Raw genomic sequence first — 26235 nt, 5'->3', positions numbered from 1 at the left:
TATCTGTTACTCACTCTCGCTACCCGGTGGCGCAGGAGGCGCACTGGGTAAATCGGTATTGTTATCACCCAGCAGAATATGATCGAGGATCTGGCGGGTGATGGTGCCAACGGTCGGACCTGCTCCACCGTTTTCCAGAATAATCGACATCGCTACTTTAGGGTCTTTATAGGGGGCAAACGCAACCATTAATTTATGGTCACGCAGATGTTCTGCGATCTTGTGCGCATTATAGGTTTCGTTTTCTTTCAGGCCGAAAACCTGTGCCGTACCGGATTTGGCCGCAATTTTATAAGGCGCATCCTCAAAGCTTTTGTGGGCAGTACCGTTAGGCCGATTAGCTACGCCATACATCCCATCCTTCGCCACTTCCCAATAGCCAGAGTGGATGTTGCCAATTTGCTGATTCTCTGTCTGCCGGAAAGGCACAATCTTGCCATTTTCCCGCGAGCTATAAAGCAGGTGCGGCGTTTTGACCTGACCGTCGTTGATCAGCGTCACCAGTGCCTTATTCATTTGGATAGGCGTTGCGGTCCAATAACCTTGACCAATCCCGACCGGAATCGTATCCCCTTGATACCAGGGTTTTTTGAAGCGTCCTAATTTCCACTCGCGCGTTGGCATATTGCCTTTGCTTTCTTCCGAAATATCGATACCGGTTCTCTCGCCGTAACCAAATTTGTTCATCCATTCGGACAGGCGATCGATGCCCATGTCATAAGCGACCTGATAGAAGAAGGTATCCGCGGACTCTTCCAGCGATTTGGTGAGGTTAAGGCGACCATGTCCCCATTTTTTCCAGTCGCGGAAGCGCTTTTCGGAGCCCGGCAATTGCCACCAGCCAGGATCGAACAGGCTGGTGTTCGTGGTAATCACGCCCGCTGTCAGGGCGGAAACCGCGATATAAGGTTTAACGGTGGAGGCAGGGGGGTAAATCCCCTGTGTCGCGCGATTGATCAGCGGACGATCGGGATCGCTTTGGAGTTTTGCGTAATTCTTGGTGGAAATCCCGTCGACAAAGAGGTTGGGATCGTAACTGGGCGTGGAAACCATCGCCAGAATACCGCCGTCGCGTGGGTCGGTGACAATCACGGCCGCACGGCTGCCTTCCAGCAGTTTCTCGATATAGATTTGCAGGCTTAGATCCAGCGTCAGATAAATATCACGCCCGGCCTGCGGTGGCTGTTCGTGGAGTTGGCGGATCACGCGGCCACGGTTGTTAACCTCAACTTCTTCATAACCGGGCTTGCCGTGCAGCAGGTCTTCGTAATGACGTTCAATCCCGAGCTTACCAATGTCACGCGTGGCGGCATAGTCGGCAATTTTTTCTTCTTTGGTCAGCCGCTCTACTTCTTTATCGGTGATTTTGGAAACATAGCCGATGACGTGCGTCAGTGCAGAACCATAGGGATAGTAGCGGCGCTGGTAGCCTTTCACTTCAACGCCGGGGAAGCGGTATTGGTTGACGGCAAAACGAGCGACCTGAATCTCATCGAGCCCGGTTTTTACCGGAATAGAGGTAAAGCGGCGTGAGCGCTTGCGCTCTTTTTCAAAATTTTCCAGATCGCTATCGGTCAGATCGACGACAGGGCGCAGAGCTTCCAGCGTATCTTTAAGGTTGTCGACTTTGTCGGGTACCAGTTCTAACTGATAGATAGTGCGGTTCAGCGCCAGCGGGGTGCCGTTACGGTCATAGATAATGCCGCGGCTGGGCGCGATAGGAACCAGCTTAATGCGGTTCTCATTAGAACGTGTGCGGTAGTCATCAACGCGCACAATTTGCAGATGATAAAGATTAGCGACTAATACACCGGAAAGCAGCAAAATGCCCAGAAAGGCTACCAAAGCACGGCGCACAAACAGGGCGGACTCAGCCGTATAATCACGAAAGGGTTTACGTTCTACTTTCATCCAGCGTTATTTCACAGGTTTCATCGTATCGCCTTACTCCCGATGGTAAGGGTGATTAGTCGTAATGCTCCATGCACGGTACAGGCTCTCCGCCACCAGTACACGAACAAGCGGGTGCGGCAGCGTTAATGGCGAGAGTGACCAGCTTTGTTCTGCTGCGGCTTTGCACTCCGGCGAAAGTCCTTCCGGTCCGCCAATCAGCAAACTGACGTCGCGTCCGTCCTGTTTCCAGCGCTCTAGCTGTTGTGCCAACTGCGGCGTCTCCCAGCGAGTCCCGGGTATGTCCAGCGTAACAATGCGGTTGCCTTTGCCTACTGCGGCTAGCATCTGTTCGCCTTCGCGCTCCAGAATGCGTTTGATGTCCGCATTTTTACCCCGTTTCCCCGCCGGAATTTCGAGTAATTCGAAAGGCATGTCCTTTGGGAAACGGCGCAGATAATCGGTGAAACCAGTCTGCACCCAGTCGGGCATTTTGGTGCCAACGGCGACCAGTTGCAGTTTCATACTAGCCCCACAATTTTTCTAATTCGTACAACTGGCGGCTTTCTTCTTGCATGACATGAACCATCACGTCACCTAAATCGACAACAACCCAGTCAGCAGCGCTTTCGCCTTCAACACCGAGTGGAATCAGACCTGCGGCGCGTGAAGATTGCACGACGTGATCGGCGATAGAAGCGACATGACGCGTAGAGGTACCCGTACAGATAACCATGTAATCGGTGATGCTGGACTTACCCTGCACGTTAAGTGCAACAATATCCTGGGCTTTTAAGTCATCGACCTTATCAATAACGAAGTCTTGGAGTGCTTGGCCTTGCAAAGGTTCCCCCTCAATGGCGTTTTGTCAGCAACTGACGAACGCGTGTGGCGCTGAATTGTTTAGGAAAAAGGTGAATCACCGAGTAATTGCCGAGAATTCTCGTGTTTCCCGGTGATTGAAACCAGCCGCGGAGTATATCACGCACTTTTACCGAGTGGTATAAAGCCCGTGGCTGATGGGCAGGAAAAGCGGTGTTATTGGTACAGGCCGCTTTCGTCGATGTAGCTGAGCACGGCGGGGGGTAATAAATCGCGACAGTCCAGACCTTGCTGGCGACGCTGGCGAATGTCCGTGGCGGAAATGGTGACCAGCGGCGTGTCTGCTAAAAAAATCCGTCCCTGCGGTTGGCGATGAAGATCGGCCGGCGTGTGCGTCAGATGATCGTCCAGCCACTGCTGTAATTCGGGCGTTTCCAACGTCGAGCGATAGCCGGGCCGAGCGCATACCAGCAAATGACAGACGCTAAGCAGATCCTGCCAGCGGTGCCAGTGGTGCAGCGTTAGCAGCGAATCTTGCCCGATGATAAAGCCCAGTGGTGCATCTCGGCCTTTTTCAGCACGCAGCGCTTCCAGCGTATCGATGGTATAGGAGGGCGTTTGCCGTTGCAGTTCACGATCGTCCACGGTAAATAACGGGTTGCCTTCCACGGCCAGCTCAGCCATATGAAAACGCTGCCGGGAACTGGCTTCGGGCTGCTGCCGGTGCGGCGGAACGTTATTGGGCATCAGGACGACCTGGGTCAGTCCCACGAGCTTTGCCAGTGCAGTCACTGGCTGAAGGTGACCGTAATGAATCGGGTCAAACGTGCCGCCAAAAAACGCGGTCAGGGATGGCGCTGCGGGTGACGTATTCAGATGAATGCCTCCGGCAAGGCTTTGCCGCACAGAAGCATGGCAAGCGATTCCAGTTCAGACCAAACGGACTGACCATAGTCTTGCTTTAAGGTTATTTCCACCTGCGTTAGCAATCGTACGGCCTGCTGTAGCTGTTGAAGAGAAAGCCGCTGCAGTGCCTGAGTGAGCAGGTCACGCCGGTTTTGCCACACTTTTTGCTGATCGAAAAGCGTACGCAGCGGCGTGTCTGACATGCGCCGTTTTAGCGCCAGCAGCTGTAGCAGTTCACGCTGTAGCGTGCGCAATAAAATGACAGGCTCGCAATCTTCCTGTTTTAACTGCTGCAAAATGTGCCAGGCGCGTTTGCCTTTGCCTGCCAGCAGCGCATCAAGCCAGTGGAACGGCGTGAAGTGAGCGGCATCATTGACTGCACTTTCCACGCGCGGCAGGGTCAGTTTGCCATCGGGATAAAGCAGCGCCAGCCGCTCTAACGCCTGAGACAGCGCGAGCAAGTTGCCTTCATAGCAATAGCAAATGAGCTGCGTGGCCTGGTCATCCAGAGTTAACTTCATGGACTTGGCACGTTGAGCAACCCAGCGAGGGAGCTGGGCCTGTTCCGGCGTCAGACAATTGATATAGACGCTGTCTTGCGCCAGCGCTTTAAACCAGGCGCTGTTTTCCTGCGCTTTGGTCAGCTTATGACCGCGCAGAATCAGCAAAATATCGGGGTGCAATAATCCAGAGAGCTTAACCAGATTTTCACCCATCGCGGCATTTGGGCCGTTTTCCGGCAAAACCAGTAAGAGCGATTGGCGCGAGGCGAATAGGCTGAGCGCCTGACAGGTGCTGAAAATCGCATCCCAGTCGGTATGAAGATCCAGGATGAAGCTGAAATGCTCGCTGAATTCGTGCTGTTGAGCGACCCGTTTGATGCTGTCGAGACTTTCCTGCAGCAGCAGCGGGTCTGAACCAAAGGCCAAATAACAACCGCGCAGCCCCTCATGGAGCTGCGCGGTGAGTTGTTCGGGGTAAAGCCGAATCATGAACGCGTGGCGGCAGCGGTGGAATCGGTAGACTGCAACCGATTTTTGACTTCCTGACTACCGTTGACGGTCAGCAATTTACGCACCAACTGCTGGGCAGCCTGCTCACGCATTTCCTGACGGACGATGTCCTGTTCAGCATCTTTCGCCAGTGCAGCCAGCGGGTTATCAAAGAACGTGCGGAACACCGTCACGCTGAGCGGATAAATATCTTCACCCGGCATCAGCACCTGCGCTTGCAACGTTAGCACCATCTGGTACTCCGCTGTTTTACCGTCCTGAAAAATAGAGACGGTATCGCGCGTTTCGCTTGAGCCCAGTACCCGCAGAGACGGGATATCCTGACGCGTCGCATCGTCAACGATTTTCACATCGCTGAGACGGAGCTGCTCACGTACTGCACGCGTTAGCGGACCATAAGGATCGCTGCTGTCGAGCACCAGTGTTTGTAACTGCGCAGGCACTTGTGTCGTGCCGCGCAGATGAAAACCGCAGCCAGCGGTGATTAACACCGCCAGCCCCAGCAACAACGTGAATAGACGATGTCGCACAGTTCCTCCTTGCCTTAACCCACAACCAGGTTAAGCAGTTTGCCAGGGACATAAATCACTTTGCGAACCGTGACGCCGTCCAGATATTTCGCGACCAGCGGTTCCTGTGCAGCGCGTTCGCGAACCTGTTCTTCGCTTGCGTCAGCGGCAACGGTGATTTTACCACGTACTTTACCGTTAACCTGAACAACAACCAGCTTGGAATCTTCAACCATCGCGTTCTCATCTGCAACCGGCCACGGCGCAGTATCAACGTCGCCTTCACCTTGCAGCGCCTGCCACAGCGTGAAGCAAACGTGCGGCGTGAACGGATACAGCATACGAACGACAGCCAGCATGATTTCCTGCGTCAGGGCGCGATCCTGATCGCTGTCCTGCGGCGCTTTCGCCAGCTTGTTCATCAGCTCCATGATGGCGGCGATCGCGGTGTTGAAGGTCTGGCGACGGCCGATATCGTCGGTCACTTTAGCAATCGTTTTGTGCAGATCGCGGCGCAGTGATTTCTGATCTTCCGTCAGTGTAGCGATATCCAGAGCCGTTACCGCACCTTTCTCAGTATGCTCGAAGGCTTGTCTCCAGACGCGTTTCAGGAAGCGGTTTGCGCCCTCTACGCCGGATTCCTGCCATTCCAGCGTCATTTCCGCCGGAGAAGCAAACATCATGAACAGACGCACGGTATCTGCACCGTATTTCTCTACCATGACCTGCGGGTCGATGCCGTTGTTTTTAGACTTCGACATTTTGCTCATGCCCGCGTAAACCACGTCACGACCTTCGTTATCGACGGCTTTGACGATGCGTCCTTTCTCATCACGCTCAACGGTTACGTCGGTCGGAGACACCCAGATGCGTTCGCCGTTATTGCCCAGATAGTAGAAGGCGTCGGCCAGCACCATGCCCTGACACAGCAGGCGTTTGGCGGGTTCATCAGAGGTCACCAGACCAGCGTCGCGCATCAGTTTGTGGAAGAAGCGGAAATACATCAGGTGCATGATGGCGTGTTCGATACCGCCAACGTATTGGTCAACGGGCAGCCAGTAGTTGGCAGCAGCCGGATCCAGCATTCCCTGATCGTACTGCGGGCAGGTGTAGCGCGCGTAGTACCAGGAAGATTCCATAAAGGTGTCGAACGTGTCGGTTTCACGCAGCGCTGGCTGACCGTTAACGGTTGTCTTCGCCCACTCCGGGTTAGATTTCAGCGGGCTGGTGATGCCATCCATCACGACATCTTCCGGCAGGATCACTGGCAGTTGATCTTCTGGCGTTGGGATGACGGTGCCATCTTCCAGCGTCACCATTGGGATTGGTGCGCCCCAGTAACGCTGACGGGAGACGCCCCAGTCACGCAGGCGATAGTTGACTTTACGCTCGCCGATGCCTTTTTCTACCAGCTTATCGGCAATAGCGTTGAATCCAGCCTCGAAATCCAGACCGTCAAACTCACCAGAGTTGAACAGGCTGCCTTTCTCTGTCATCGCCTGAGCGGACAGATCGGGCTCGCTGCCATCGGCGTTCAGAATAACTGGCTTGATGGACAGATCGTATTTGGTGGCAAATTCCCAGTCACGCTGGTCGTGGCCTGGAACGGCCATCACTGCGCCCGTACCGTATTCCATCAGGACGAAGTTGGCGACCCAGATAGCGACTTTCTCACCGTTCAGCGGGTGAATCGCATACAGGCCAGTGGCCATGCCTTTTTTCTCCATCGTCGCCATGTCGGCTTCGGCAACTTTGGTATTACGGCATTCTGCAATGAAATCGGCCAACGCTGGGTTGGTTGCGGCAGCTTGCGCAGCGAGAGGGTGACCAGCGGCAACGGCAACGTAGGTCACGCCCATGAACGTATCCGGGCGCGTGGTGTAAACGGTCAGTTTCTCGCCGCTGTCTGCCACGTCAAAGGTGATTTCCACACCTTCAGAACGGCCAATCCAGTTACGCTGCATGGTTTTGACCTGCTCAGGCCAGCTTTCCAGCGTATCCAGATCGTTCAGCAGTTGGTCTGCGTAAGCGGTGATTTTGATAAACCACTGTGGAATTTCTTTGCGTTCGACTTTGGTGTCACAACGCCAGCAGCAGCCGTCGATAACCTGTTCGTTCGCCAGTACGGTCTGGTCGTTCGGGCACCAGTTAACGGCGGAGGTTTTTTTATAAACCAGACCTTTCTCGTACAGCTTGGTGAAGAACCACTGTTCCCAGCGGTAGTAGTCTGGTTTACAGGTCGCGACTTCACGATCCCAGTCATAGCCAAAGCCCAGCAGTTTGAGCTGGTTTTTCATGTAGTCGATATTGGCGTAGGTCCAGGGGGCTGGCGCGGTGTTGTTTTTAACCGCTGCGCCTTCTGCCGGCAAGCCAAAGGCATCCCAACCGATCGGTTGCAGAACGTTCTTGCCCAGCATGCGCTGATAACGGGAAATCACGTCGCCGATGGTGTAATTACGGACGTGGCCCATATGTAGTCGGCCAGAAGGGTAAGGCAGCATGGAAAGGCAATAGTATTTTTCCTTGCCGGGCTGTTCGGTGACTTTAAATGTCTGCTTCTCTTGCCAGTGAAGCTGGACGTCCGCTTCTATCTCTTCTGGGCGGTATTGCTCTTGCATGGCTGCCAGGGGTCCTGTTTAGTGAAGAATCGCTACGTGAGTAGCCTGTTCTGATTCATAACAAAAGATCCGCATAGCATAGCCGTAAGCGGCGCGGGCAACAACACCCAGCGCCCGACTGAGGAATATTTCTGATCTGTGAGTGACATACTGCGAGGCGTTGCGCAAATTGGCGACAATTTATCAGGCGTACCGAAAAAATAATCTAAAATAGAGAGAGATAGGCAACGTATCGGTTTTTGGCTCGGTGTGCCAGACAGCGAATAGTCGTGCTTTATCACCTTTCAACCCGCTTAATTCAGGAGGAAGCATGAATAAACTAGCCCGCTATTACCGCGAGTTAATGGCTTCAGTGACGGCCCGGCTGAACAATGGTGAACGCGATCTCGACAGTCTGGTGCAGAGCGCCCGCAAAACCCTGCAGGAAGGCTCGGAACTGACGCAGAAAGAAATCGAGCAGGTGATTCAGGCTGTTCAGCGCGATCTGGAAGAATTTGCCCGCAGCTATAACGAAAGTCAGGATGAGTTTACTGACAGCGTGTTTATGCGAGTCATCAAGGAAAGCCTGTGGCAGGAGCTGGCGGATATTACGGATAAAACGCAGCTAGAGTGGCGTGAGATCTTCAAAGACGTGAATCATCATGGGGTGTATCACAGCGGTGAAGTGGTGGGGCTAGGTAATTTGGTGTGTGAGAACTGCCATCATCATATTGCATTCTACACGCCGGAGGTGTTGCCACTCTGCCCGAAATGCTCACATGACCTGTTCCACCGCCAGCCGTTTCAGCCGTAGGGCTGTAGGAGCAGTAAATAAGCTGCCTTACGACATATTAAGATTTTTGGCAAACCGATTTACAGAACGAGAACGGTGATAATGGGATAGAAGAGTAAAGCGTTTGCGCCATGGATGGCGCAATCCGAGCTTACACGGATGTACTTGCAGCGTCTTTACGATCTACCCATTACCACCGCTCGACGCGCTTTACCAGTCAGCAGCGTGCCTTGCGGCACGCTGTATCTGATTATTAATGCAGGATTTTCGCCAGGAAGTCTTTCGCGCGTTCGGACTGTGGGTTATTGAAGAAATCATCCTTGCGGGTGTCTTCAACGATTTTGCCCTCATCCATAAAGATCACGCGGTGTGCCACTTTACGGGCAAAGCCCATTTCATGCGTAACGACCATCATGGTCATGCCTTCTTGCGCCAATTCAACCATAACGTCCAACACTTCGTTGATCATCTCTGGATCAAGTGCGGATGTTGGTTCGTCAAATAGCATCGCGATAGGATCCATACACAGTGCGCGCGCGATGGCGACACGCTGTTGCTGACCGCCGGAAAGCTGTCCTGGGTATTTGTTGGCGTGCGCCGCCAGCCCAACGCGTTCCAACAGCTTCTGCGCTTTAGCTTTGGCTTCTTCACGATTACGTTTCAGCACTTTCACCTGCGCCAGCGTCAGGTTCTCGATAATTGATAAATGCGGGAATAGTTCAAAGTGCTGGAACACCATCCCGACTTTGGAACGCAACTGGGCCAGATTGGTTTTCTTATCGTTAACGGCAATGCCATTGACGGTAATTTCACCTTGTTGAATCGGTTCCAGACCGTTTACGGTTTTGATCAGGGTTGATTTACCAGAGCCAGAAGGCCCGCAGACGACCACGACTTCACCTTTTTTTACTTCTGTGGAGCAGTCGGCTAGCACCTGAAATTGGCCGTACCATTTAGAAACATTTTTCAGGGAAATCATCAAACCGTCCTTTTTTTCAGGTAACTGACCAGCATTGAGGCAGTAATGCTGAAGAGAAAATAAATGAACCCGGCAAACAGGATCATTTCAACTTGTGTTCCGTCACGCTCGCCGATGGTTGAGGCGGTACGGAAGAAATCAGCGAGGCTGAGCACGTAAACCAGTGAGGTATCCTGGAACAGAACAATCCCCTGCGTCAGCAGCAGCGGCACCATCGCGCGGAATGCCTGCGGCAGAATAACCAGCTTCATGGATTGCCAGTGCGTCATGCCTAATGCTAACGCCGCGGAAGATTGACCGCGTGACACGCTGAGAATACCCGCACGAATGATTTCCGAATAATAGGCTGCCTCGAATAGCGAGAAGGCTACCATAGCTGAAATCAGTCGAATATCGGTTTTCGGCGATAGCCCAAGCACATTTTGTAATAAGCTAGGAACCACCAGATAGAACCACAGCAGCACCATGACGAGCGGAACGGAGCGGAACAGGTTCACATACAGCTTGGCGAACCAACTGATAGGCTTGATCGGCGACAAGCGCATCACCGCCAGAATCGTGCCCCAGACAATCCCGAAGACCACCGCCGTTAGCGTAATTTTGAGTGTGACGACCATCCCCTGAATCAGGTACGGCATGCTTGGCCCAATTGAGCTCCAGTCAAATTCATGCATGATTTATTTGCTCCCCATATTGCCCGGCAAACGGGTTTTTCGCTCAACGACCTGCATAATCAACATAATGATGGCATTGATGCCAACGTACGCCAGCGTGATGGCGGTAAAGGATTCATACGCGTGGGCGGAATAGTCCAGCAGTTTTCCTGCCTGTGCCGCCATATCAACCAGACCAATCGTGGAAGCGATGGCCGAGTTTTTTACCAGATTCAGCATCTCTGAGGTCAGCGGCGGAACAATCACACGGTACGCATTCGGCAGTAACACATAGCGGTAGGTTTGCGGCAGCGTCAGGCCCATCGCCAGCCCGGCGGCTTTCTGGCCGCGTGGTAGCGATTGAATCCCTGCACGCACCTGCTCACAAACGCGCGCTGCGGTGAAGAGCCCCAGACAAATCATTGAGGACAGGAAGAATTGAATATTGGGATCTAGTTCGGCTTTAAACCACATACCGATGTTGACGGGAAGCAGTTCAGGAACCACCAGATACCAGGTAAAGAACTGGACAATCAGTGGGACGTTGCGAAATAGTTCGACGTAGCAAGTACCAATGCCCGCAAGGAAACGATTTGGGACGGTACGCAGGATTCCAAATAAAGAACCAATAAGAAAAGCTATAATCCAGGCACAGATAGATAATGTGACGGTGACTTGCAGACCGGACAAAATCCACCCGAGGTAGGTTGTGTTGCCGAAGGGGGCGGCTTGTAGAAATATGCCCCAGTTCCAATCTATTGACATAACGAACTCCGGTAAAAAAAGGGTAGCGAAGCTACCCTGAAGATTGATGAGCGGCCATATTCCCGTTCTGTTTCAAACTACAGGTGTATTGTTTATTTTCCTGTTTATCGAAATTTCTCGGGGCAACATGTGATGGGGAACGACCATCACATGCCTGTCTGTCCTGCCACGAATCAGCAATCAGAGGGCAGATAGCTCTGCCCTTATTCTCATTATTAATTAGTTTAGCGCTTTGTCATTTGGCGCCTTGAACAAGGCCTTCATTTCATCTGACAGTTCAAAGTTCAGGTTGAGATCTTTTGGCGGAATAGGCTGTTTGAACCAGCGATCGAACCATTTTTCAGCTTCACCGGAGGTCTGAACTTCAGCGATGGTGTCATCAACCAGTTTCTTGAATTGTGGATCGTCTTTACGCAGCATACAGCCGTAGGCTTCTTCAGACTGCGCTTTGCCCACGATATCCCACTGATCGGCGTTTTTCGCTTTCGCACGTTCACCCGCCAGCAGTGCATCATCCATCATAAAGGCGACAGCACGGCCGCTTTCCAGCGTACGGAAGGAGTCACCATGGTCTTTCGCACTGATGATGCGCATTTTCAGCTGTTTTTCTTCATTCAGCTTGTTCAGCAGAACTTCAGAGGTGGTGCCGGAAGTCACTACGACGGTTTTACCCGCCAGATCCGGGAAGTCTTTTACGCCGGAATCTTTTTTGGTTAACAGACGCGTACCGACCACGAAAATGGTGTTAGAGAACGCGGCTTGTTTCTGACGTTCCAGGTTGTTAGTCGTTGAACCACATTCAAAATCAAAGGTACCGTTCTGCAACAGTGGGATACGGTTCTGAGAGGTGATAGGGAGTAGCTTGACCTGCAGATTAGGCGCATCCAGTTTTTTCTTAACCGCTTCGACAATTTTGTCAGAGTAGGCTTGAGAGTAGCCGACCACTTTTTGCGTGTTGTCATAGTAAGAAAAAGGCACGGACGATTCGCGGTGTCCAATGACGATCACGCCATTATCTTTGACCTTTTTCAATGTACCGGCCAGATCTTCAGCCTGAGCTACGCTGGCGGCGGTGCCAAGCAGAAGCAGTGATAATGCCAGTTTACGCATTTGCATGTTCTAACTCCTTTGCTGTCGTTATATACCCGTCATCTTCAAGTTAACATTGTCTTCAAGCTAACATCGTATTGCTGTATCACTCATAATGCTTTGTGACTTCTCTGTGATAACGCTGCACCGTTAAAGCGCGAAGTTACTGTCTATACAGTTAAAAAGTAGCTGATTGTAAATAGATTGAAATAGAAATGTTTGTTTTTTGCGATATCCGCCGCACCAAATAACAGCAATGTCAGAGGGTGGCACCAATTTGGTGCGTTACTTGCCCCAATAGAGAGCTTTACGCCGACGTAATATCCAAAAAAATACAGAAACAACCCTTTACAGGGTAATAAGAGGCAAATACCGTGCCATAAATAAAAAAAGGCATGCAAAAGCATGCCCTTAGGGATGTGAATAGGGGCTGGTTATCGGCGACGCAAACCGAAGAAAACGGCAGCAACACCGCCCAGTAACGTAATGCTCCAGAGCGGCCAGGAACCGAAGCGCGCATAAGGCGTTATCCCCGTTGCTGGCACGACCTGCGTGCTCAGCACCGCACGTGTAAACTGCGGCAGACTGGCGCTGACATTGCCATCAGGGGTAATCACCGCTGTGACGCCGTTATTGGTACTACGAACCAGAGGGCGACCTAATTCCAGTGCGCGCATGCGTGCCATCTGGAAGTGTTGCCACGGGCCGATTGAATGACCAAACCAGGCATCGTTCGAGATGGTCAGCAGCATATCGGTGTCTGGCCGGAAGTTATCACGCAACTGCTGGCCTAAGATGATTTCATAACAAATGGCGGCGTTGAGCTTGAAGCCGTGAACAGACAACTGAGGCTGAACGTAGTCTCCGCGGCTGAACGATGACATGGGGAGATCGAAGAACGGTGCCAACGGACGTAACAACGTTTCCAGCGGGACAAACTCGCCAAAAGGCACCAGATGGTTTTTGTTGTAACGGTTCGTTGTGGGGTAGTGATACGGATCTTTGTCGCCCAAAACGATGACTGAGTTATAAAAATCGGTTTTATTACCCTCACGCCGGATATCGACGATACCCGTAATCAGGCTGCTATTACGACTACGCAGAATGTCGTCAATTTGCTTCAAATAGGCACTCTGACGGCTTTCAATATCAGGAATCGCTGTTTCTGGCCAGATAACGATAGGGGCCTTGTCCATATAGGGCAGGCTGTTATCCAGATAGATTTTCAGCGTGTTCAACAGCTCATCTTGTTCCCACTTCATGGCCTGAGGAATGTTGCCCTGAACCAGAGCGACATTGACGGCGCGTTCAGGTTCTAGGGTATACCACTGCACGTTGCGCAGCGGCCATGATAAAACGAAAATGCCGATAGCAATGGCCGCCGGAACGACTTTGCGTTGAGTGATGGCATAAACGAGTAGCCCGCTGAGGCTCATCAATAGGAAGGTAATGGTGTCAATGCCCAGAAGGGGGGCGATACCTTTGAGCGGGCCGTCAATTTGGCTGTAGCCGAATTGCAGCCACGGAAAACCGGTGAGCACCCAGCCGCGCAAAAATTCAGTTAGCTGCCAGAGCACGGGAGCGGCAAGTGCCAGACGCCACAGCGTTGTTTTCGGCCACAGGCGTGAGAGTAGGGCAGCAAACAGCAGAGGGTAGAGCGACAAATAGGCGGCAAGCAGAACGACCAGCGCAACATTGACAGGGCCGGGCATCCCGCCAAACTGCGCGATGCTGACGTAAACCCAGTTAACGCCGCTACCGAACAGACCCAGTCCCCAGCAAAATCCTATCCAGGCTGACTGACGACTCGTACGGTTGAGCGTCAGTGCCTGTAGGCCCATGAGCGAGATAATCGCCGCAGGCCAGAAATCAAAGGGAGAAAATGCCAGCGTGCCACAGGCACCAAATAAGAGCGCCAGCAGGGCTTTAACCCGCTGGCGTTGTAGAAAAGAAGCGACAACCATTGCCAAATTATTCTTCCAATTTTGGTTGAGGGGCATTGTCAGGGATTCTGACATGAACCTGAATAATACGGCGGCTGTCCGCCATCGCAACCTTAAACAGGTAACCTTCTATGTCGATGGTTTCGCCGCGGGCAGGAAGATGGCCGAAAGACTGCATAACCAAGCCGCCAATGGTGTCGACCTCATCATCGCTGAACCGTGTACCGAAAGCCTCGTTAAAATCTTCGATATCGGTTAACGCACGAACGGTGTAGGTCTGGCGATTAAGCTGACGAATATCTCTGTCTTCTTCATCATCGTATTCGTCTTCAATTTCGCCGACAATCAACTCAAGAATATCTTCAATCGTGACCAGGCCGGATACGCCACCAAACTCATCGATGACAATCGCCATGTGATAGCGCAGTGAGCGGAACTCGTTCAGCATTCTATCAACGCGTTTACTTTCCGGCACAACCACGGCGGAACGCAGAACTTTATCCATACTGAAGGGCTCGGAATCGCTGCGCATAAACGGCAGCAAATCCTTCGCCATCAGGATGCCTTCAATGTGGTCTTTATCTTCGCTAATAACGGGGAAACGAGAATGGGCGGATTCGATAATCACGTCCAGACACTCTTCCAGCGTTTGATCGCGCTTGAGCGTAATCATCTGCGAGCGAGGGATCATGATGTCGCGTACACGCTGGTCGGCGATATCCATGACGCCTTCGAGCATATCTCGTGTTTCAGGATCGATCAGTTCATTCTGTTCGGAATCACGAATCAGAGTGAGTAAACCGTTACGATCTTTTGGCTCGCCGTGAAAAAGCTGATTAAGAATAAGAGAAAAGAAGCCCTTTTTGGGACTGGGTGCATCGCTGTTTTGAGAATGGTCGTCGCTCATGCGTTTTAATTAACATCACTCTTGTTAAGGGATTATTGCCAGCCGTTGGAATCGACACAGCGGCTGACGTGGAGCAAAGAAGTTCCCGATATCTTCCCGATCTCGGGCTAGATAAAATGTATTTCTATTTATTCGGTGAGGCCATCTTTTTCTGCAAGGTAAGGATCGGCATAGCCCATACTTTGCATAATCTCGGTTTCCAGCGCCTCCATTTCTTCGGCTTCGCTGTCTTCGATATGGTCATACCCTAGCAGATGCAGGCTACCATGGACAACCATGTGCGCCCAGTGCTCTTCTACGGTTTTTTCCTGCTCTGCGGCTTCACGTTCGACAACCTGACGACAGATGATTAAATCGCCAAGCAAAGGAAGCTCGACCTCTGGCGGTGCCTCGAAAGGAAACGACAGCACGTTGGTCGGCTTGTCTTTACCGCGATAGGTGTTATTCAGGTCGCGGCTCTCTGCCTCATCCACGATGCGGATGGTGACTTCAGAGACTTCCTGAAACTGTGGCAAAACGCCTTCCAGCCAGCGCTGAAAGTCTTTTTCTTCCGGTAGCCCCTGTGCTTGCTCGCTGGCGATTTGTAAATCCAGAATCACCTGACTCATTTTTGCTCCTGATCTGATGCCGCAGCCTGTGCTTCACGCTTACGCTGTTCTGCTAAGGCGTCTTTACGTTTCTGCTCGGCATTTTCCCACGCTTCATAGGCATTCACAATCCGTGCAACCACCGGATGGCGCACCACGTCTTCGCTGTGGAAAAAGTTAAAACTGATCTCTTCCACATCGGCCAGTACTTCTATTGCGTGGCGTAAGCCGGATTTCAGATTCTTCGGCAGGTCGATCTGCGTGACGTCACCGGTGATGACCGCTTTTGAGTTGAACCCGATGCGTGTCAGGAACATTTTCATCTGTTCGATGGTGGTGTTCTGGCTTTCATCCAGAATGATAAAGGCATCGTTCAGCGTTCGGCCACGCATGTAAGCCAGTGGCGCGACTTCAATGACGTTGCGTTCGATGAGCTTCTCTACGCGCTCAAAGCCCAGCATTTCAAACAGAGCATCATAAAGTGGGCGCAGGTAAGGATCGACTTTCTGGCTCAAATCGCCAGGCAGGAAGCCCAGCTTTTCACCGGCTTCAACCGCAGGGCGCGTTAACAGAATACGGCGAATATCCTGACGCTCCAGTGCATCTACGGCGGCAGCGACGGCTAAGTAGGTTTTCCCCGTTCCCGCCGGGCCAACGCCGAACGTGATGTCGTGATCGAGGATATTGGCGACATACTGTGCCTGATTCGGCGTGCGCGGTTTGATCACGCCGCGTTTGGTGCGGATGTTGACCACTTTGCCATAGTCAGGAACGTGTTCCGCAGACTGCTCCAGTACGCGAGATTCTTTAATCGCCAGGTGGATTTGCTCAGGATCGATATCACCGATGACGCCACGTACTGGGGCTGTATCGACATACAGACGTTGCAGGATATCGGCGGCAGCTTGCGTCAGCAGGTTTTTACCGACCAGCTTAAACTGGTTATCGCGACGATTGATCTCGATGCCTAAACGGCGCTCTAACTGCTTAATATTGTCATCAAACGGACCGCAAAGGCTGAGCAGGCGTTGGTTATCTGCGGGTTCAAGGGCAATCTCTTTTGTCGTTACGTTCAAATTATTCCTCTTGAGCGTTACTGCGCTGGCACTTTCTGCCGGCACAAAATGAACAGTTGTCAGACGGCCTGATGTGTCAGCCATATGAATGAATTATTCATCGTGAATGCCCGATGGTGCAAGTCACAATCATGATATTGGGATGCCGCCTCGCAAAAGCAAATGTAAGCGGCATGAAATTGAAGCGGATAGCTCGCCATAAAAAATGGGTGGCAAAGCCACCCATCAATCACGCTGAGACTGAAACGTACATCGGTTACGGCTGATAGAACCCGACGCCGATCTCATTCTCTTTGCGGGTACGCGCAATCACGGAAGACGGTGATTCATGTACGCGCAGATCCATTTGATCTTCGGTGCGCACCACGATGCCGCGCAGCGAGTTGGTATAAACATCAACGATTTCCACATCGACGAATTTACCGATCATATCTGGCGTGCCTTCAAAGTTGACGACGCGGTTGTTTTCCGTACGGCCAGACAGCTCCATCACGCTCTTACGTGAGGTGCCTTCTACCAGAATACGCTGGACGGTGCCCAACATGAGGCGGCTAAACCGCATGGCCTGCTGGGTGATGCGCTCTTGCAGAAGATACAGACGCTGTTTTTTCTCTTCTTCCGGCACGTCATCGACCATATCCGCAGCCGGTGTTCCCGGACGGGCAGAGTAGACAAAGCTGTAGCTCATATCGAAATTCACATCGGTAATCAGCTTCATCGTCTGTTCAAAGTCAGCCTGCGTTTCGCCAGGGAAACCGACGATAAAGTCAGAACTGATCAGAATGCCCGGACGCGCGTTGTGCAGTTTACGGATGATCGCTTTGTATTCCAGCGCGGTATGACGACGTTTCATCATCGTCAGCACGCGGTCGGAACCGCTTTGTACTGGCAAATGCAGGAAGCTGACCAGTTCCGGCGTATCTTCATAGACGCTGATAATATCGTCTGTGAATTCAATCGGATGGCTAGTGGTAAAGCGGACGCGGTCAATCCCGTCAATAGCGGCAACCAGACGCAGCAGCTCAGCAAAGGAGCAGATTTCACCGTCATAGGTTTCGCCGCGATAGGCGTTGACGTTCTGTCCTAAAAGGTTAACTTCACGTACGCCTTGCGCGGCCAGTTGAGCGATTTCGAACAACACATCATCGCACGGGCGGCTGACTTCTTCACCGCGGGTATAAGGCACCACGCAGAATGTGCAATATTTATTGCAGCCTTCCATGATGGAGACGAAAGCGGTTGGCCCTTCGGCTCGCGGCTCTGGCAGGCGGTCGAATTTTTCGATTTCAGGGAAACTGATATCCACGATCGGGCTACGGGTGCCCTGTACGTGATTAATCATTTCCGGCAGGCGGTGCAAGGTTTGCGGGCCAAAAATAACGTCAACGTAGTGCGCACGTTCACGAATATGCGCGCCTTCCTGTGAGGCCACGCAGCCACCGACACCAATAATCAGGTTCGGATTGAGATCTTTCAGCGTCTTCCAACGGCCAAGTTGATGGAAGACCTTTTCCTGCGCCTTTTCACGGATCGAACAGGTATTGAGCAGCAGGACATCGGCTTCTTCAGCGATTTCAGTCAGCTCATAGCCGTGCGTACTTCCCAGTAAATCAGCCATCTTTGATGAATCGTACTCATTCATCTGACAGCCCCAGGTTTTAATATGCAGTTTTTTTGTCATCGACTTACCATTACTCAGTGCGGATAAGAAAGATTCCCCTCATTTGGGGTGGGTATTGTAATCGCTCGCCGACGTTGTGACCAGCGCCGGAAACCACGCTGATTTGATAACTCCTTACTTTCTATAAAAATGCGGCTTTTCTGAAAAGTTACCCGTAAATCCAGTACACTATTTTCATGCATTTTTACTGGTGTGAATAAACCAGAACCAGAGAGGATAAAGCCAATATGCATTACGATGCGATTGTGGTTGGCGGTGGCATGGTCGGCGCGGCTGCGGCGCTTGGGTTGGCACAGCAAGGATTTCAGGTTGCCGTGGTTGAGCAGGAAATGCCGACGCCGTTTGATGCCGCCAGTCCGCCTGATTTACGGATCTCGGCGATTGGCTATGCGTCGGTTGCGCTATTGAAAGAACTGGGCGCATGGCAGCGAGTGCAGCAGATGCGCAGCGCGCCTTACCGGCGGTTGGAAACCTGGGAATGGGCGAATGCCAGAGTCGTTTTCGATGCTGCCGACATTCACTTGCCCGAGCTGGGTTTTATGGTGGAAAACCGCGTGCTGCAACGGGCGCTCTGGGAAAGTTTACAGGAAGAGGAGCGCTGTCACTGTTATTGCCCGGCTACGCCACAGAACCTGCAACGCACCGATGATGGCTGGTGCTTACAGCTTGCCGATGGGCAGCAACTGACGGCTTCGCTGGTGGTTGGAGCTGATGGCGCGAATTCTCAGGTTCGCCAGTGGGCGGGGATTGGTATCAACGGCTGGCAGTACCGCCAGTCTTGTATGTTGATCGGCGTTGAGACCTCGCAGCCCCAGCAGGATGTGACCTGGCAACAGTTTACGCCGAGCGGCCCGCGTGCATTTTTGCCGCTGTTTGACCAGTGGGGATCGCTGGTGTGGTACGACAGTCCGCAGCGTATTCGTCAGCTTCAGGCGATGCCGCTTACACAGTTGGATAAAGAAATTGCGGCCGCGTTTCCTGAGCGATTGGGTACAGTCAAGGCGCTCTCCGCTGGGTCATTCCCGCTGGTCAGACGCCATGCACAAACCTATATCAAGCCAGGCTTGGTGCTGTTGGGTGATGCCGCGCATACCATCAATCCGTTGGCGGGGCAGGGTGTTAATCTGGGGTATCGCGACGTTGAGGCGCTGCTGGACGTGTTAATTAATGCGCGTAATGCAGGGGAAGAATGGGCTTCTGAGCGCGTGTTACGCCGTTATCAGTGCCGCCGTATGCCGGATAATCTGATGATGCAAAGCGGGATGGACCTCTTCTATAACGCGTTCAGTAATGCGTTACCGCCGCTGAGCTTTGCGCGCAATATGGCGCTGATGGTTGCGCAGCGCGCTGGCGTGTTAAAACAGCGCGCATTGAAATATGCCATTGGTGTTTGATGAGTAATGAGGATGCCGCCCGCTACAGCACAGGCTCGGCGGTGAAGATAATATCGGTGTCCTCATTAGTTGTTGCCATAAAGCGTACATGTCCTATCTGCCTCATGCCTTTACCTGAGGCCTGGCTATCCTGAAGCAGACCGAACATCATCTCGGTCATCTCAGGGCTTTCGAGACTATTTTCACCTGACAACGCCCCGCCCAATAGCGCAGAAAACGCGGCAGTGACGATTTGCAGATTCTGTCTTGTTGCATCGGGGGATTCTGACGCGGCGTTGAGTATCACAAGTCCATTAAGCTGCTGGCTTTTACTCTCTACCGACCCAATTAATCCGACGTGCTCATTAAAAATGTGCTGAAAATCATCGATGGACGTTCCCTTTTCCAACTTAACGGTCAATTCGAGAGGGATATTGAGTTTCTTCAGATTGGCATTCATCCGGTCAGCGAACGTTTGCGAAGACATCTTAAAAGAAGGGACGCTAGCAGCATCAGCCGGTGTGATGAAGCAAAACAGCAATGCCACGCTGAGTAGCAGTTTGCTTAACTGCGCACGCATCACGGATCGCCGCAATTGGCTGAAACCATGAATAACAGAGGATGTCGATAAAACCTTCATGCCCGCCCTTTTGAGAAAATCGAATGATTGGTTTGCATATGTTAGCACCAGACTATGTTAATACCAGACATAACAAAACGGGGCGACATCTTTCGATTGTCGTCCCACCTGCGTTTTTCGGGTATCGATTTTATTTCTCTACAAACGGGGGCGTCAGCCTGCGCTACTGCCGAGATTCTTGTGTTACAGTTTCCCTTCTGCAATATCGAAGTTAACCACTCCTTTAGTTTTCAGATCTAAAGTGCATGCATATGTCATCGTCGTTTTGTCGTTAAGGATATTTGTGAATTTGACTTTGTCGCCGATGAACGTTAGCTGATTGCTTTTGCTGTCTAGTAAAAAGCGGGAAAAGAGACTATCGATTATGTCGTCAGCCCATTCGTAATTGTATTTTGAGGCTTTTTCTACAAGAGGCTTACAGTGAGCTGTAGCGTCAACAACATTGGCTTTGAAAAGGCATTGCCCATCGGTAGGGCTACAAACTTTTGGTGCTGCACTTTCCTCATCACTGCTAATCCAACGGAATATTCCCCACCCGATAGCAGTTAGAATAACGATCATAACTAACATCATGCCCAATGTGACGCCTGGGTCTTTAATCCCGCAGTGTGGGCAAACTTTTGCCGACATGGATACTTCTTTTTTACATTCTCTGCATTTCGTTAATGCCATGTGGAAATTCCGTCTTCAAAATAACAGCTAAGAAAATTGAACATAACAAGAGGCGCTTTTTGTCTTTCTGTCGCCACTTTGTCGCCATGCATAACAAAACGGGGCGACATCTTTCGATTGTCGCCCCGTTTCTTTACTGTTTTACCAGCTTTATTTGGCTGGGGTACGAGGATTCGAACCTCGGAATGCCGGAATCAGAATCCGGTGCCTTACCGCTTGGCGATACCCCAAAAATATGGTGGCTACGACGGGAATCGAACCTGTGACCCCAGCATTATGAGTGCTGTGCTCTAACCAGCTGAGCTACGTAGCCAAATGTACTGCTAATGTTACTTCACTTCAACAAATCTTCTACTATCAAGTAGATGGCTGGGGTACCTGGATTCGAACCAGGGAATGCTGGTATCAAAAACCAGTGCCTTACCGCTTGGCGATACCCCAACAGGACAACGAATTTTTCAGCATATGTTTTGAAATGGCTGGGGTACCTGGATTCGAACCAGGGAATGCCGGTATCAAAAACCGGTGCCTTACCGCTTGGCGATACCCCAATCACTACAAAACACTAACAAGCTTCGAAAAGCGATGTCAGACCGAGAAGATGATATGGTGCGGGAGGCGAGACTTGAACTCGCACACCTTGCGGCGCCAGAACCTAAATCTGGTGCGTCTACCAATTTCGCCACTCCCGCAAAAAAGATGGTGGCTACGACGGGAATCGAACCTGTGACCCCAGCATTATGAGTGCTGTGCTCTAACCAGCTGAGCTACGTAGCCATCTTTTCCGCGTCACCTTCATCGGCGTTGCGGGGCGCATTATGCGTAGTTGGCCTAATTGCGTCAACTAGTTTTTTCCCGAAAAGTGCCCTCAATGTACCGTTTGTTTGGGTTGTGAACAGTATGGTGAGAAAAACGCCAAAAAGCACGCATTCCCAGTCAATTAAGCGTACAAAAACGGGCCATGAAAGGCCCGTTGATTGAAGAAATTAAATCGAATTATTTGTAGGCTGACTGGTGTACGCCAACCGCACGGCCTGATGGATCATCCAGTTTCTTGAAAGATTCATCCCACTCAATCGCTTTAGCTGACGAACAGGCGACTGACGGGCCACCCGGTACGCATTCTGCTGCGCTTGGAACCGGGAACAGCTCTTCGAAGATTTCACGGTACAGATACGCTTCTTTGGAGCCCGGCGTGTTGTACGGGAAGCGGAAGCGAGCTGTCTCCAACTGCTGATCGGTCACCTGCTGAGCCGCTACTTCTTTCAGCGTATCAATCCAGCTGTAGCCTACGCCGTCAGAGAACTGCTCTTTCTGACGCCATGCAACGCTGTGCGGCAAGTAGGATTCAAAGCACTCGCGCAGGATGTGTTTTTCCATCTTGCCGTTGCCACACATTTTGTCGCGTGGATTGATGCGCATAGCGACATCGAGGAAGTTTTTGTCCAGGAACGGTACGCGAGCTTCCACACCCCAGGCTGACATCGCTTTGTTCGCGCGGGCGCAGTCGTACTGGTGCAGTGCCAGCAGCTTACGCACGGTTTCTTCATGCAATTCTTTGGCGTTTGGTGCTTTGTGGAAATAGAGGTAGCCGCCGAACACTTCGTCAGATCCTTCGCCTGACAGCACCATCTTGATGCCCATTGCTTTGATTTTACGGGACATCAGGTACATCGGCGTTGAGGCGCGAATCGTGGTGACGTCATAGGTTTCGATGTGATAAATCACGTCGCGAATCGCATCCAGCCCTTCCTGCACGGTGAAGTGAATTTCGTGGTGCACAGTGCCCAAGTGGTTAGCGACTTCCTGCGCGGCTTTCAAATCTGGCGCACCTTCCAAACCGACGGCGAAAGAGTGCAACTGAGGCCACCAAGCTTCACTACGCTCGTCATCTTCCACGCGACGTGCCGCATATTTTTTGGTGATTGCAGAGATAACGGAGGAATCCAGGCCGCCAGAGAGCAACACGCCGTAGGGCACGTCAGACATCAGGTGGCTTTTCACCGCTTCTTCCAGCGCATCGCGCAGCGCTTCTTTATCCGTTTCGTTGTCTTTTACTGCGTCGTAATCAAACCAGTCACGCTGGTAATACTCGCGAATTTCACCGTCTTTGCTCCACAGGTAGCTGCCAGCTGGGAATTCTTTGATGGTGCGGCAAACCGGCACCAGCGCTTTCATTTCAGAAGCGACATACAGGTTGCCGTGCTCATCGTAACCCATGTACAGCGGGATGATGCCGAGGTGGTCACGGCCAATCAGGTAGGCGTCTTTTTCGCTGTCATACAGGGCAAAGGCGAACATGCCGCGCAGTTCATCCAGAAATTCTGGGCCTTTTTCCTGATACAGCGCCAGAATCACTTCGCAGTCGGAGCCAGTCTGGAAAGCGTAACGGTCACCGTATTGCTGACGCAATGCCTGATGGTTATAAATTTCACCGTTAACGGCCAGAATGTGGGTGCGCTCGGCGTTGTAAAGCGGCTGTGCGCCCGTGTTGACGTCAACGATAGACAGACGTTCGTGAGCCAGAATGGCTTTGTCGCTGGCATAAACGCCGGACCAGTCTGGCCCGCGGTGACGCATCAAACGGGATAACTCCAGCGCTTTCTTACGCAGTTCAACAGGATCGCTTTTCAGATCAAGCACACCAAAAATAGAACACATACATGACTCCCAGTAATGACAGGTTCGAACTCAGTGCCATTGATTTAGCATCAAAGTGCCATAGGAATTCAATATTATTTAATGAAAAAAGCCATCGGCGTGGTGTTTCGTTAATTTATTCGGTTTTTTGATGTTGATTCGTCAAATTCATAGAAGGGAAAGGCCGAATTTTTAGGGATTACATAATCCGGCCAGAAAGGGAATCAGGCATTTTCGAGCAATTGCTGTAGCAGCACGCCGTTCAGCATCGCCCGTTTGACCAGAGCGAACGCGCTGATAGCGGAAAGGTGGTTGAGGCTGGATATCTCAATCGGCAGGTTGTGACGAAATTCTTTCAGCACCTGTGCGTTGATGCAGCGTTGGATCGCAGGAAGCAGCGTTTTTTCTGCTTCGGTGATTTCACCAGCAATCACGACTTTCTGAGGATTGAACAGGTTGATTGCGATGGACAGCGCTTTGCCCAGATTGAGTCCGGCCTGTTCGATGACTTCACGGGCGAGGGCATCACCACGGTTTGCCGCTTTGCAAATCGCAGAAATCGTGCAGCTATCGATAGAAAGCTTACTGGGATAGCCCTGACCCAGCAGGTGTTGTACGCGTTGTTCAATGGCGGCGTTGGCGACGACGGTTTCCAGACAGCCGAAATTGCCGCAGTGGCAGCGATCGCCAAGTGGATCGATCTGAATATGGCCGATCTCGCCCACGTTGCCGTTACTGCCGAGAAAAATTTGCCCGTTGACGAGAATACCCGCGCCTGTGCCGCGATGGACGCGTACCAGGATGGAATCCAGTGAATCGTGGGTGGCACCGAAATAGTGTTCTGCCAGCGCCAGGCTGCGGATATCGTGACCGACAAAGCTGGTAACGTTGAAGTGACGTTGCAGATTTTCGACCAGTTGCCAGTTATTCGCGCTGATGTGTGGCATATAGCGGACGATGCCCGCAACGGGATCAACCAGCCCCGGCAGCACAACCGAGATCGCAATGAGCTCGCGAATACGGCGCTGATGGCTGGCGATAAAGCCACTGATAACATGAAAGAGTGCGGCTTCTAGCGACTCCTGCGTTTTTTCTTGTAGATCGTAGTGCGCTTCTTCCAGCGCTTTTCCCTGCAAATCGTACAGCGCAATGGTGACGTCATAGCGACCAAGGCGTACCGCTATGGTATGGAAAGGGCGGTTTTCAGTGATAATCGAAATGGCGCGTCTGCCGCCGGTGGAGGCCTGTTGATCGACTTCTTTGATGAGCCCACGTTCCAGAAGCTGGCGGGTGATTTTGGTCACGCTGGCGGGGGCAAGCTGGCTCTGTTCTGCTATCTGAATTCGTGAGATCGGACCCTGCTGGTCAATCAGGCGGTAAACCACCGCGCTGTTTAATTGCTTAACCAGATCGACATTCCCTATCTGCGCTTGTCCGCCTGTGGTCATTAAGAAGTTACTCGCTTAGGTTTAACTCAACGTTGGGGTAAACCTTATCTCAGTTTACCTCAACGTATTTCCGCTTTACCCCAAGGCGTTTCTCGTTTTATCCCCAAACAGGATTACCGTTAACAAACGTCTTGAGAATGTGATAGTCACGGTCAAAGACGGTCAGGTTGGCCACTTTACCGCTTTCAATACTGCCTAACTGCTTATCCACGCCGATGGCGCGCGCAGGGTAGAGCGTTGCCATCCGAATCGCCTCATCCAGCGCGATGCCCGCGTGTTCGACGCTATTACGTACGGCGTCGATCATCGTCAGTGCCGAACCGCTCAGGGTGCCGTGTTCATCGACACAAATACCATCACGGTAGTATATGGTTTTACCAGCAAAAATGAACTGGTCAATATCCGCGCCGGCCGGTGCCGTGGCGTCGGTCACCAGCACCAATTTATCGCCCTTGATACGTTTACTGTTGCGAATATTGGCCCAGTCAACGTGTCGTCCATCCGCGATAATACCGCAATAGACTTCCGGGGCGTCGTAAATCGCGCCGACCAATCCGGGTTCGCGGCCTGTCAGATACGGCATGGCGTTGAACAGGTGGGTAGCGAAACGAATACCAGCGGCAAAACCCCGCTTCGCCTGTTCCCAGGTGGCGTTGGAATGCCCGGCAGAGACGATAATGCCCGCCGCTGTTAGCTGGCGGATAACCGACGGTTCGACTTCTTCCGGTGCCAGCGTGATTTTCGTAATGGCATCCGCGTTGGCGCACAGGAAGTCGACGAGTTCCTGCGTTGGTTTGCGAATAAAGGCAGGGTCATGTGTGCCTTTCTTGAGTACATTCAGCCACGGACCTTCGAGATGCAGCCCTAGCGCCTGATGCTTATTCTGCGCCAGCCAGTCTCTCATCACATCGATGCTGTGCTTCATAAATGCATCGCTGGAGGTAATCAGCGTAGGTAAAAAACTGGTACAACCTGAACGCTCGTTCGCCTGCTGCATGATCTCCAGCGTCTTGACGGAGATCGTGTCCAGCGAGTCGTTGAACTGCACGCCGCCGCAGCCGTTCAACTGGAGATCGATAAAACCCGGGGCGAGGAACGCACCGCTCAGGTCGTGTTGTTCAATGCCGGCAGGAAGCTCGGCAAGTGGGCAGACTCGTTCGATCAGCCCATCAGCAATCACGACGGCGTGATTATCCAGAATCTGATGGCCGGTGAAGATCCGGCTATGGGTTAATGCGTACATCATCGACTC

The 26235-nt window shown here is 52.0% G+C and carries 23 protein-coding genes and 6 tRNA genes; 2 read left to right on the top strand and 27 right to left on the bottom strand.

Going from position 1 to position 26235, the window contains the following annotated elements; translation table 11 throughout:
- Positions 1–6: 6 nt before the first annotated feature.
- From mrdA to leuS, 7 genes are all read right to left on the bottom strand, one after another.
- Positions 7–1911 (bottom strand): peptidoglycan DD-transpeptidase MrdA, encoded by a 1905-nt coding sequence (gene mrdA / locus MYB54_RS15545; protein WP_039498801.1) that lies wholly within the window; start codon positions 1909–1911, stop codon positions 7–9.
- A gap of 33 nt (positions 1912–1944) precedes the next feature.
- Positions 1945–2415, bottom strand: a complete 471-nt coding sequence (rlmH, locus tag MYB54_RS15540; protein WP_005976291.1) for a 23S rRNA (pseudouridine(1915)-N(3))-methyltransferase RlmH — start codon at positions 2413–2415, stop codon at positions 1945–1947.
- A 1-nt stretch (position 2416) separates the two neighbouring features.
- The gene (gene rsfS / locus MYB54_RS15535) at positions 2417–2734 is read right to left on the bottom strand and encodes a ribosome silencing factor (RefSeq protein ID WP_010284049.1); all 318 of its coding nucleotides are present in this window, start codon (positions 2732–2734) and stop codon (positions 2417–2419) included.
- Between the two features lie 194 nt (positions 2735–2928).
- A complete protein-coding gene (gene nadD, locus MYB54_RS15530; protein WP_248721023.1) occupies positions 2929–3618 on the bottom strand; it encodes a nicotinate-nucleotide adenylyltransferase in 690 nt (229 codons plus the stop codon).
- Complete coding sequence (gene holA / locus MYB54_RS15525) at positions 3585–4610, bottom strand: DNA polymerase III subunit delta (RefSeq protein ID WP_248721022.1); 1026 nt, start codon at positions 4608–4610, stop codon at positions 3585–3587. The genes nadD and holA overlap by 34 nt, the downstream gene beginning before the upstream one ends.
- Positions 4607–5161 carry an LPS assembly lipoprotein LptE gene (gene lptE, locus MYB54_RS15520; RefSeq protein WP_010284054.1) on the bottom strand — a complete coding sequence of 185 codons (555 nt, stop codon included), beginning with the start codon at positions 5159–5161 and terminating at the stop codon, positions 4607–4609. The genes holA and lptE overlap by 4 nt, the downstream gene beginning before the upstream one ends.
- 14 nt (positions 5162–5175) lie before the next feature.
- Positions 5176–7758 carry a leucine--tRNA ligase gene (gene leuS, locus MYB54_RS15515; RefSeq protein ID WP_248721021.1) on the bottom strand — a complete coding sequence of 861 codons (2583 nt, stop codon included), beginning with the start codon at positions 7756–7758 and terminating at the stop codon, positions 5176–5178.
- 310 nt (positions 7759–8068) lie between these two features.
- On the opposite strand from leuS, the gene MYB54_RS15510 reads away from it, so the two are divergent.
- The gene (locus MYB54_RS15510) at positions 8069–8551 is read left to right on the top strand and encodes a zinc ribbon-containing protein (protein WP_014914629.1); all 483 of its coding nucleotides are present in this window, start codon (positions 8069–8071) and stop codon (positions 8549–8551) included.
- Positions 8552–8783: 232 nt separating this feature from the next.
- Here MYB54_RS15510 and MYB54_RS15505 read toward each other — a convergent pair whose 3' ends face one another.
- The 9 genes from MYB54_RS15505 to miaB all read right to left on the bottom strand — a co-directional run bounded on the left by MYB54_RS15505 (position 8784) and on the right by miaB (position 18210).
- Entirely contained in the window at positions 8784–9509 is a 726-nt protein-coding gene (locus tag MYB54_RS15505; RefSeq protein WP_014914630.1) for an amino acid ABC transporter ATP-binding protein, read from the bottom strand.
- The gene (gene gltK, locus MYB54_RS15500; RefSeq protein WP_014914631.1) at positions 9509–10183 is read right to left on the bottom strand and encodes a glutamate/aspartate ABC transporter permease GltK; all 675 of its coding nucleotides are present in this window, start codon (positions 10181–10183) and stop codon (positions 9509–9511) included. Before gltK ends, MYB54_RS15505 begins: the two co-directional genes overlap by 1 nt.
- Before the next feature lie 3 nt (positions 10184–10186).
- Positions 10187–10927 carry an amino acid ABC transporter permease gene (locus MYB54_RS15495; protein WP_010285409.1) on the bottom strand — a complete coding sequence of 247 codons (741 nt, stop codon included), beginning with the start codon at positions 10925–10927 and terminating at the stop codon, positions 10187–10189.
- A 219-nt stretch (positions 10928–11146) separates the two neighbouring features.
- Positions 11147–12043 (bottom strand): amino acid ABC transporter substrate-binding protein, encoded by an 897-nt coding sequence (locus tag MYB54_RS15490; protein ID WP_039498803.1) that lies wholly within the window; start codon positions 12041–12043, stop codon positions 11147–11149.
- A 407-nt stretch (positions 12044–12450) separates the two neighbouring features.
- The gene (lnt, locus tag MYB54_RS15485) at positions 12451–13980 is read right to left on the bottom strand and encodes an apolipoprotein N-acyltransferase (RefSeq protein ID WP_248721020.1); all 1530 of its coding nucleotides are present in this window, start codon (positions 13978–13980) and stop codon (positions 12451–12453) included.
- 7 nt (positions 13981–13987) lie between these two features.
- Complete coding sequence (corC, locus tag MYB54_RS15480; RefSeq protein WP_010285415.1) at positions 13988–14866, bottom strand: CNNM family magnesium/cobalt transport protein CorC; 879 nt, start codon at positions 14864–14866, stop codon at positions 13988–13990.
- 128 nt (positions 14867–14994) lie between these two features.
- Positions 14995–15474 (bottom strand): rRNA maturation RNase YbeY, encoded by a 480-nt coding sequence (ybeY, locus tag MYB54_RS15475; protein WP_039275337.1) that lies wholly within the window; start codon positions 15472–15474, stop codon positions 14995–14997.
- Positions 15471–16529, bottom strand: a complete 1059-nt coding sequence (locus MYB54_RS15470; protein ID WP_014914633.1) for a PhoH family protein — start codon at positions 16527–16529, stop codon at positions 15471–15473. Before MYB54_RS15470 ends, ybeY begins: the two co-directional genes overlap by 4 nt.
- A 256-nt stretch (positions 16530–16785) precedes the next feature.
- Positions 16786–18210, bottom strand: coding sequence for a tRNA (N6-isopentenyl adenosine(37)-C2)-methylthiotransferase MiaB (gene miaB / locus MYB54_RS15465; RefSeq protein ID WP_010285423.1), 1425 nt, complete (start codon positions 18208–18210; stop codon positions 16786–16788).
- A gap of 227 nt (positions 18211–18437) precedes the next feature.
- On the opposite strand from miaB, the gene ubiF reads away from it, so the two are divergent.
- The gene (gene ubiF / locus MYB54_RS15460; RefSeq protein WP_014914634.1) at positions 18438–19604 is read left to right on the top strand and encodes a 3-demethoxyubiquinol 3-hydroxylase; all 1167 of its coding nucleotides are present in this window, start codon (positions 18438–18440) and stop codon (positions 19602–19604) included.
- 22 nt (positions 19605–19626) lie between these two features.
- Here the strand turns inward: ubiF and MYB54_RS15455 are convergent, their stop codons facing one another.
- From MYB54_RS15455 to nagA, 11 genes are all read right to left on the bottom strand, one after another.
- Positions 19627–20223 (bottom strand): hypothetical protein, encoded by a 597-nt coding sequence (locus MYB54_RS15455; protein ID WP_248721019.1) that lies wholly within the window; start codon positions 20221–20223, stop codon positions 19627–19629.
- Positions 20224–20406: 183 nt separating this feature from the next.
- Entirely contained in the window at positions 20407–20895 is a 489-nt protein-coding gene (locus MYB54_RS15450; protein ID WP_205593787.1) for a hypothetical protein, read from the bottom strand.
- Between the two features lie 155 nt (positions 20896–21050).
- A tRNA-Gln gene (locus MYB54_RS15445) sits at positions 21051–21125 on the bottom strand.
- A 6-nt stretch (positions 21126–21131) separates the two neighbouring features.
- A tRNA-Met gene (locus MYB54_RS15440) sits at positions 21132–21208 on the bottom strand.
- 53 nt (positions 21209–21261) lie between these two features.
- Positions 21262–21336 (bottom strand) — tRNA-Gln (locus MYB54_RS15435).
- A gap of 35 nt (positions 21337–21371) precedes the next feature.
- Positions 21372–21446 (bottom strand) — tRNA-Gln (locus MYB54_RS15430).
- A gap of 56 nt (positions 21447–21502) precedes the next feature.
- Positions 21503–21587 (bottom strand) — tRNA-Leu (locus tag MYB54_RS15425).
- Between the two features lie 8 nt (positions 21588–21595).
- Positions 21596–21672, bottom strand: a tRNA-Met gene (locus MYB54_RS15420).
- A gap of 219 nt (positions 21673–21891) precedes the next feature.
- Entirely contained in the window at positions 21892–23556 is a 1665-nt protein-coding gene (gene asnB, locus MYB54_RS15415) for an asparagine synthase B (RefSeq protein WP_010285438.1), read from the bottom strand.
- A 203-nt stretch (positions 23557–23759) separates the two neighbouring features.
- Positions 23760–24983, bottom strand: a complete 1224-nt coding sequence (gene nagC, locus MYB54_RS15410; protein ID WP_014914643.1) for a DNA-binding transcriptional regulator NagC — start codon at positions 24981–24983, stop codon at positions 23760–23762.
- A gap of 97 nt (positions 24984–25080) precedes the next feature.
- On the bottom strand, positions 25081–26226 hold the full coding sequence (gene nagA / locus MYB54_RS15405; protein WP_205543887.1) for an N-acetylglucosamine-6-phosphate deacetylase: 1146 nt from the start codon (positions 26224–26226) through the stop codon (positions 25081–25083).
- Between the last annotated feature and the right edge of the window lie 9 nt (positions 26227–26235).

It is taken from the genome of Pectobacterium nicotianae, from assembly GCF_023272715.1.
Lineage (GTDB): Bacteria > Pseudomonadota > Gammaproteobacteria > Enterobacterales > Enterobacteriaceae > Pectobacterium > Pectobacterium brasiliense.
The sequence above is the reverse complement of the archived record's forward strand: the minus strand, read 5'-3'. Positions and strand labels throughout refer to the sequence as shown.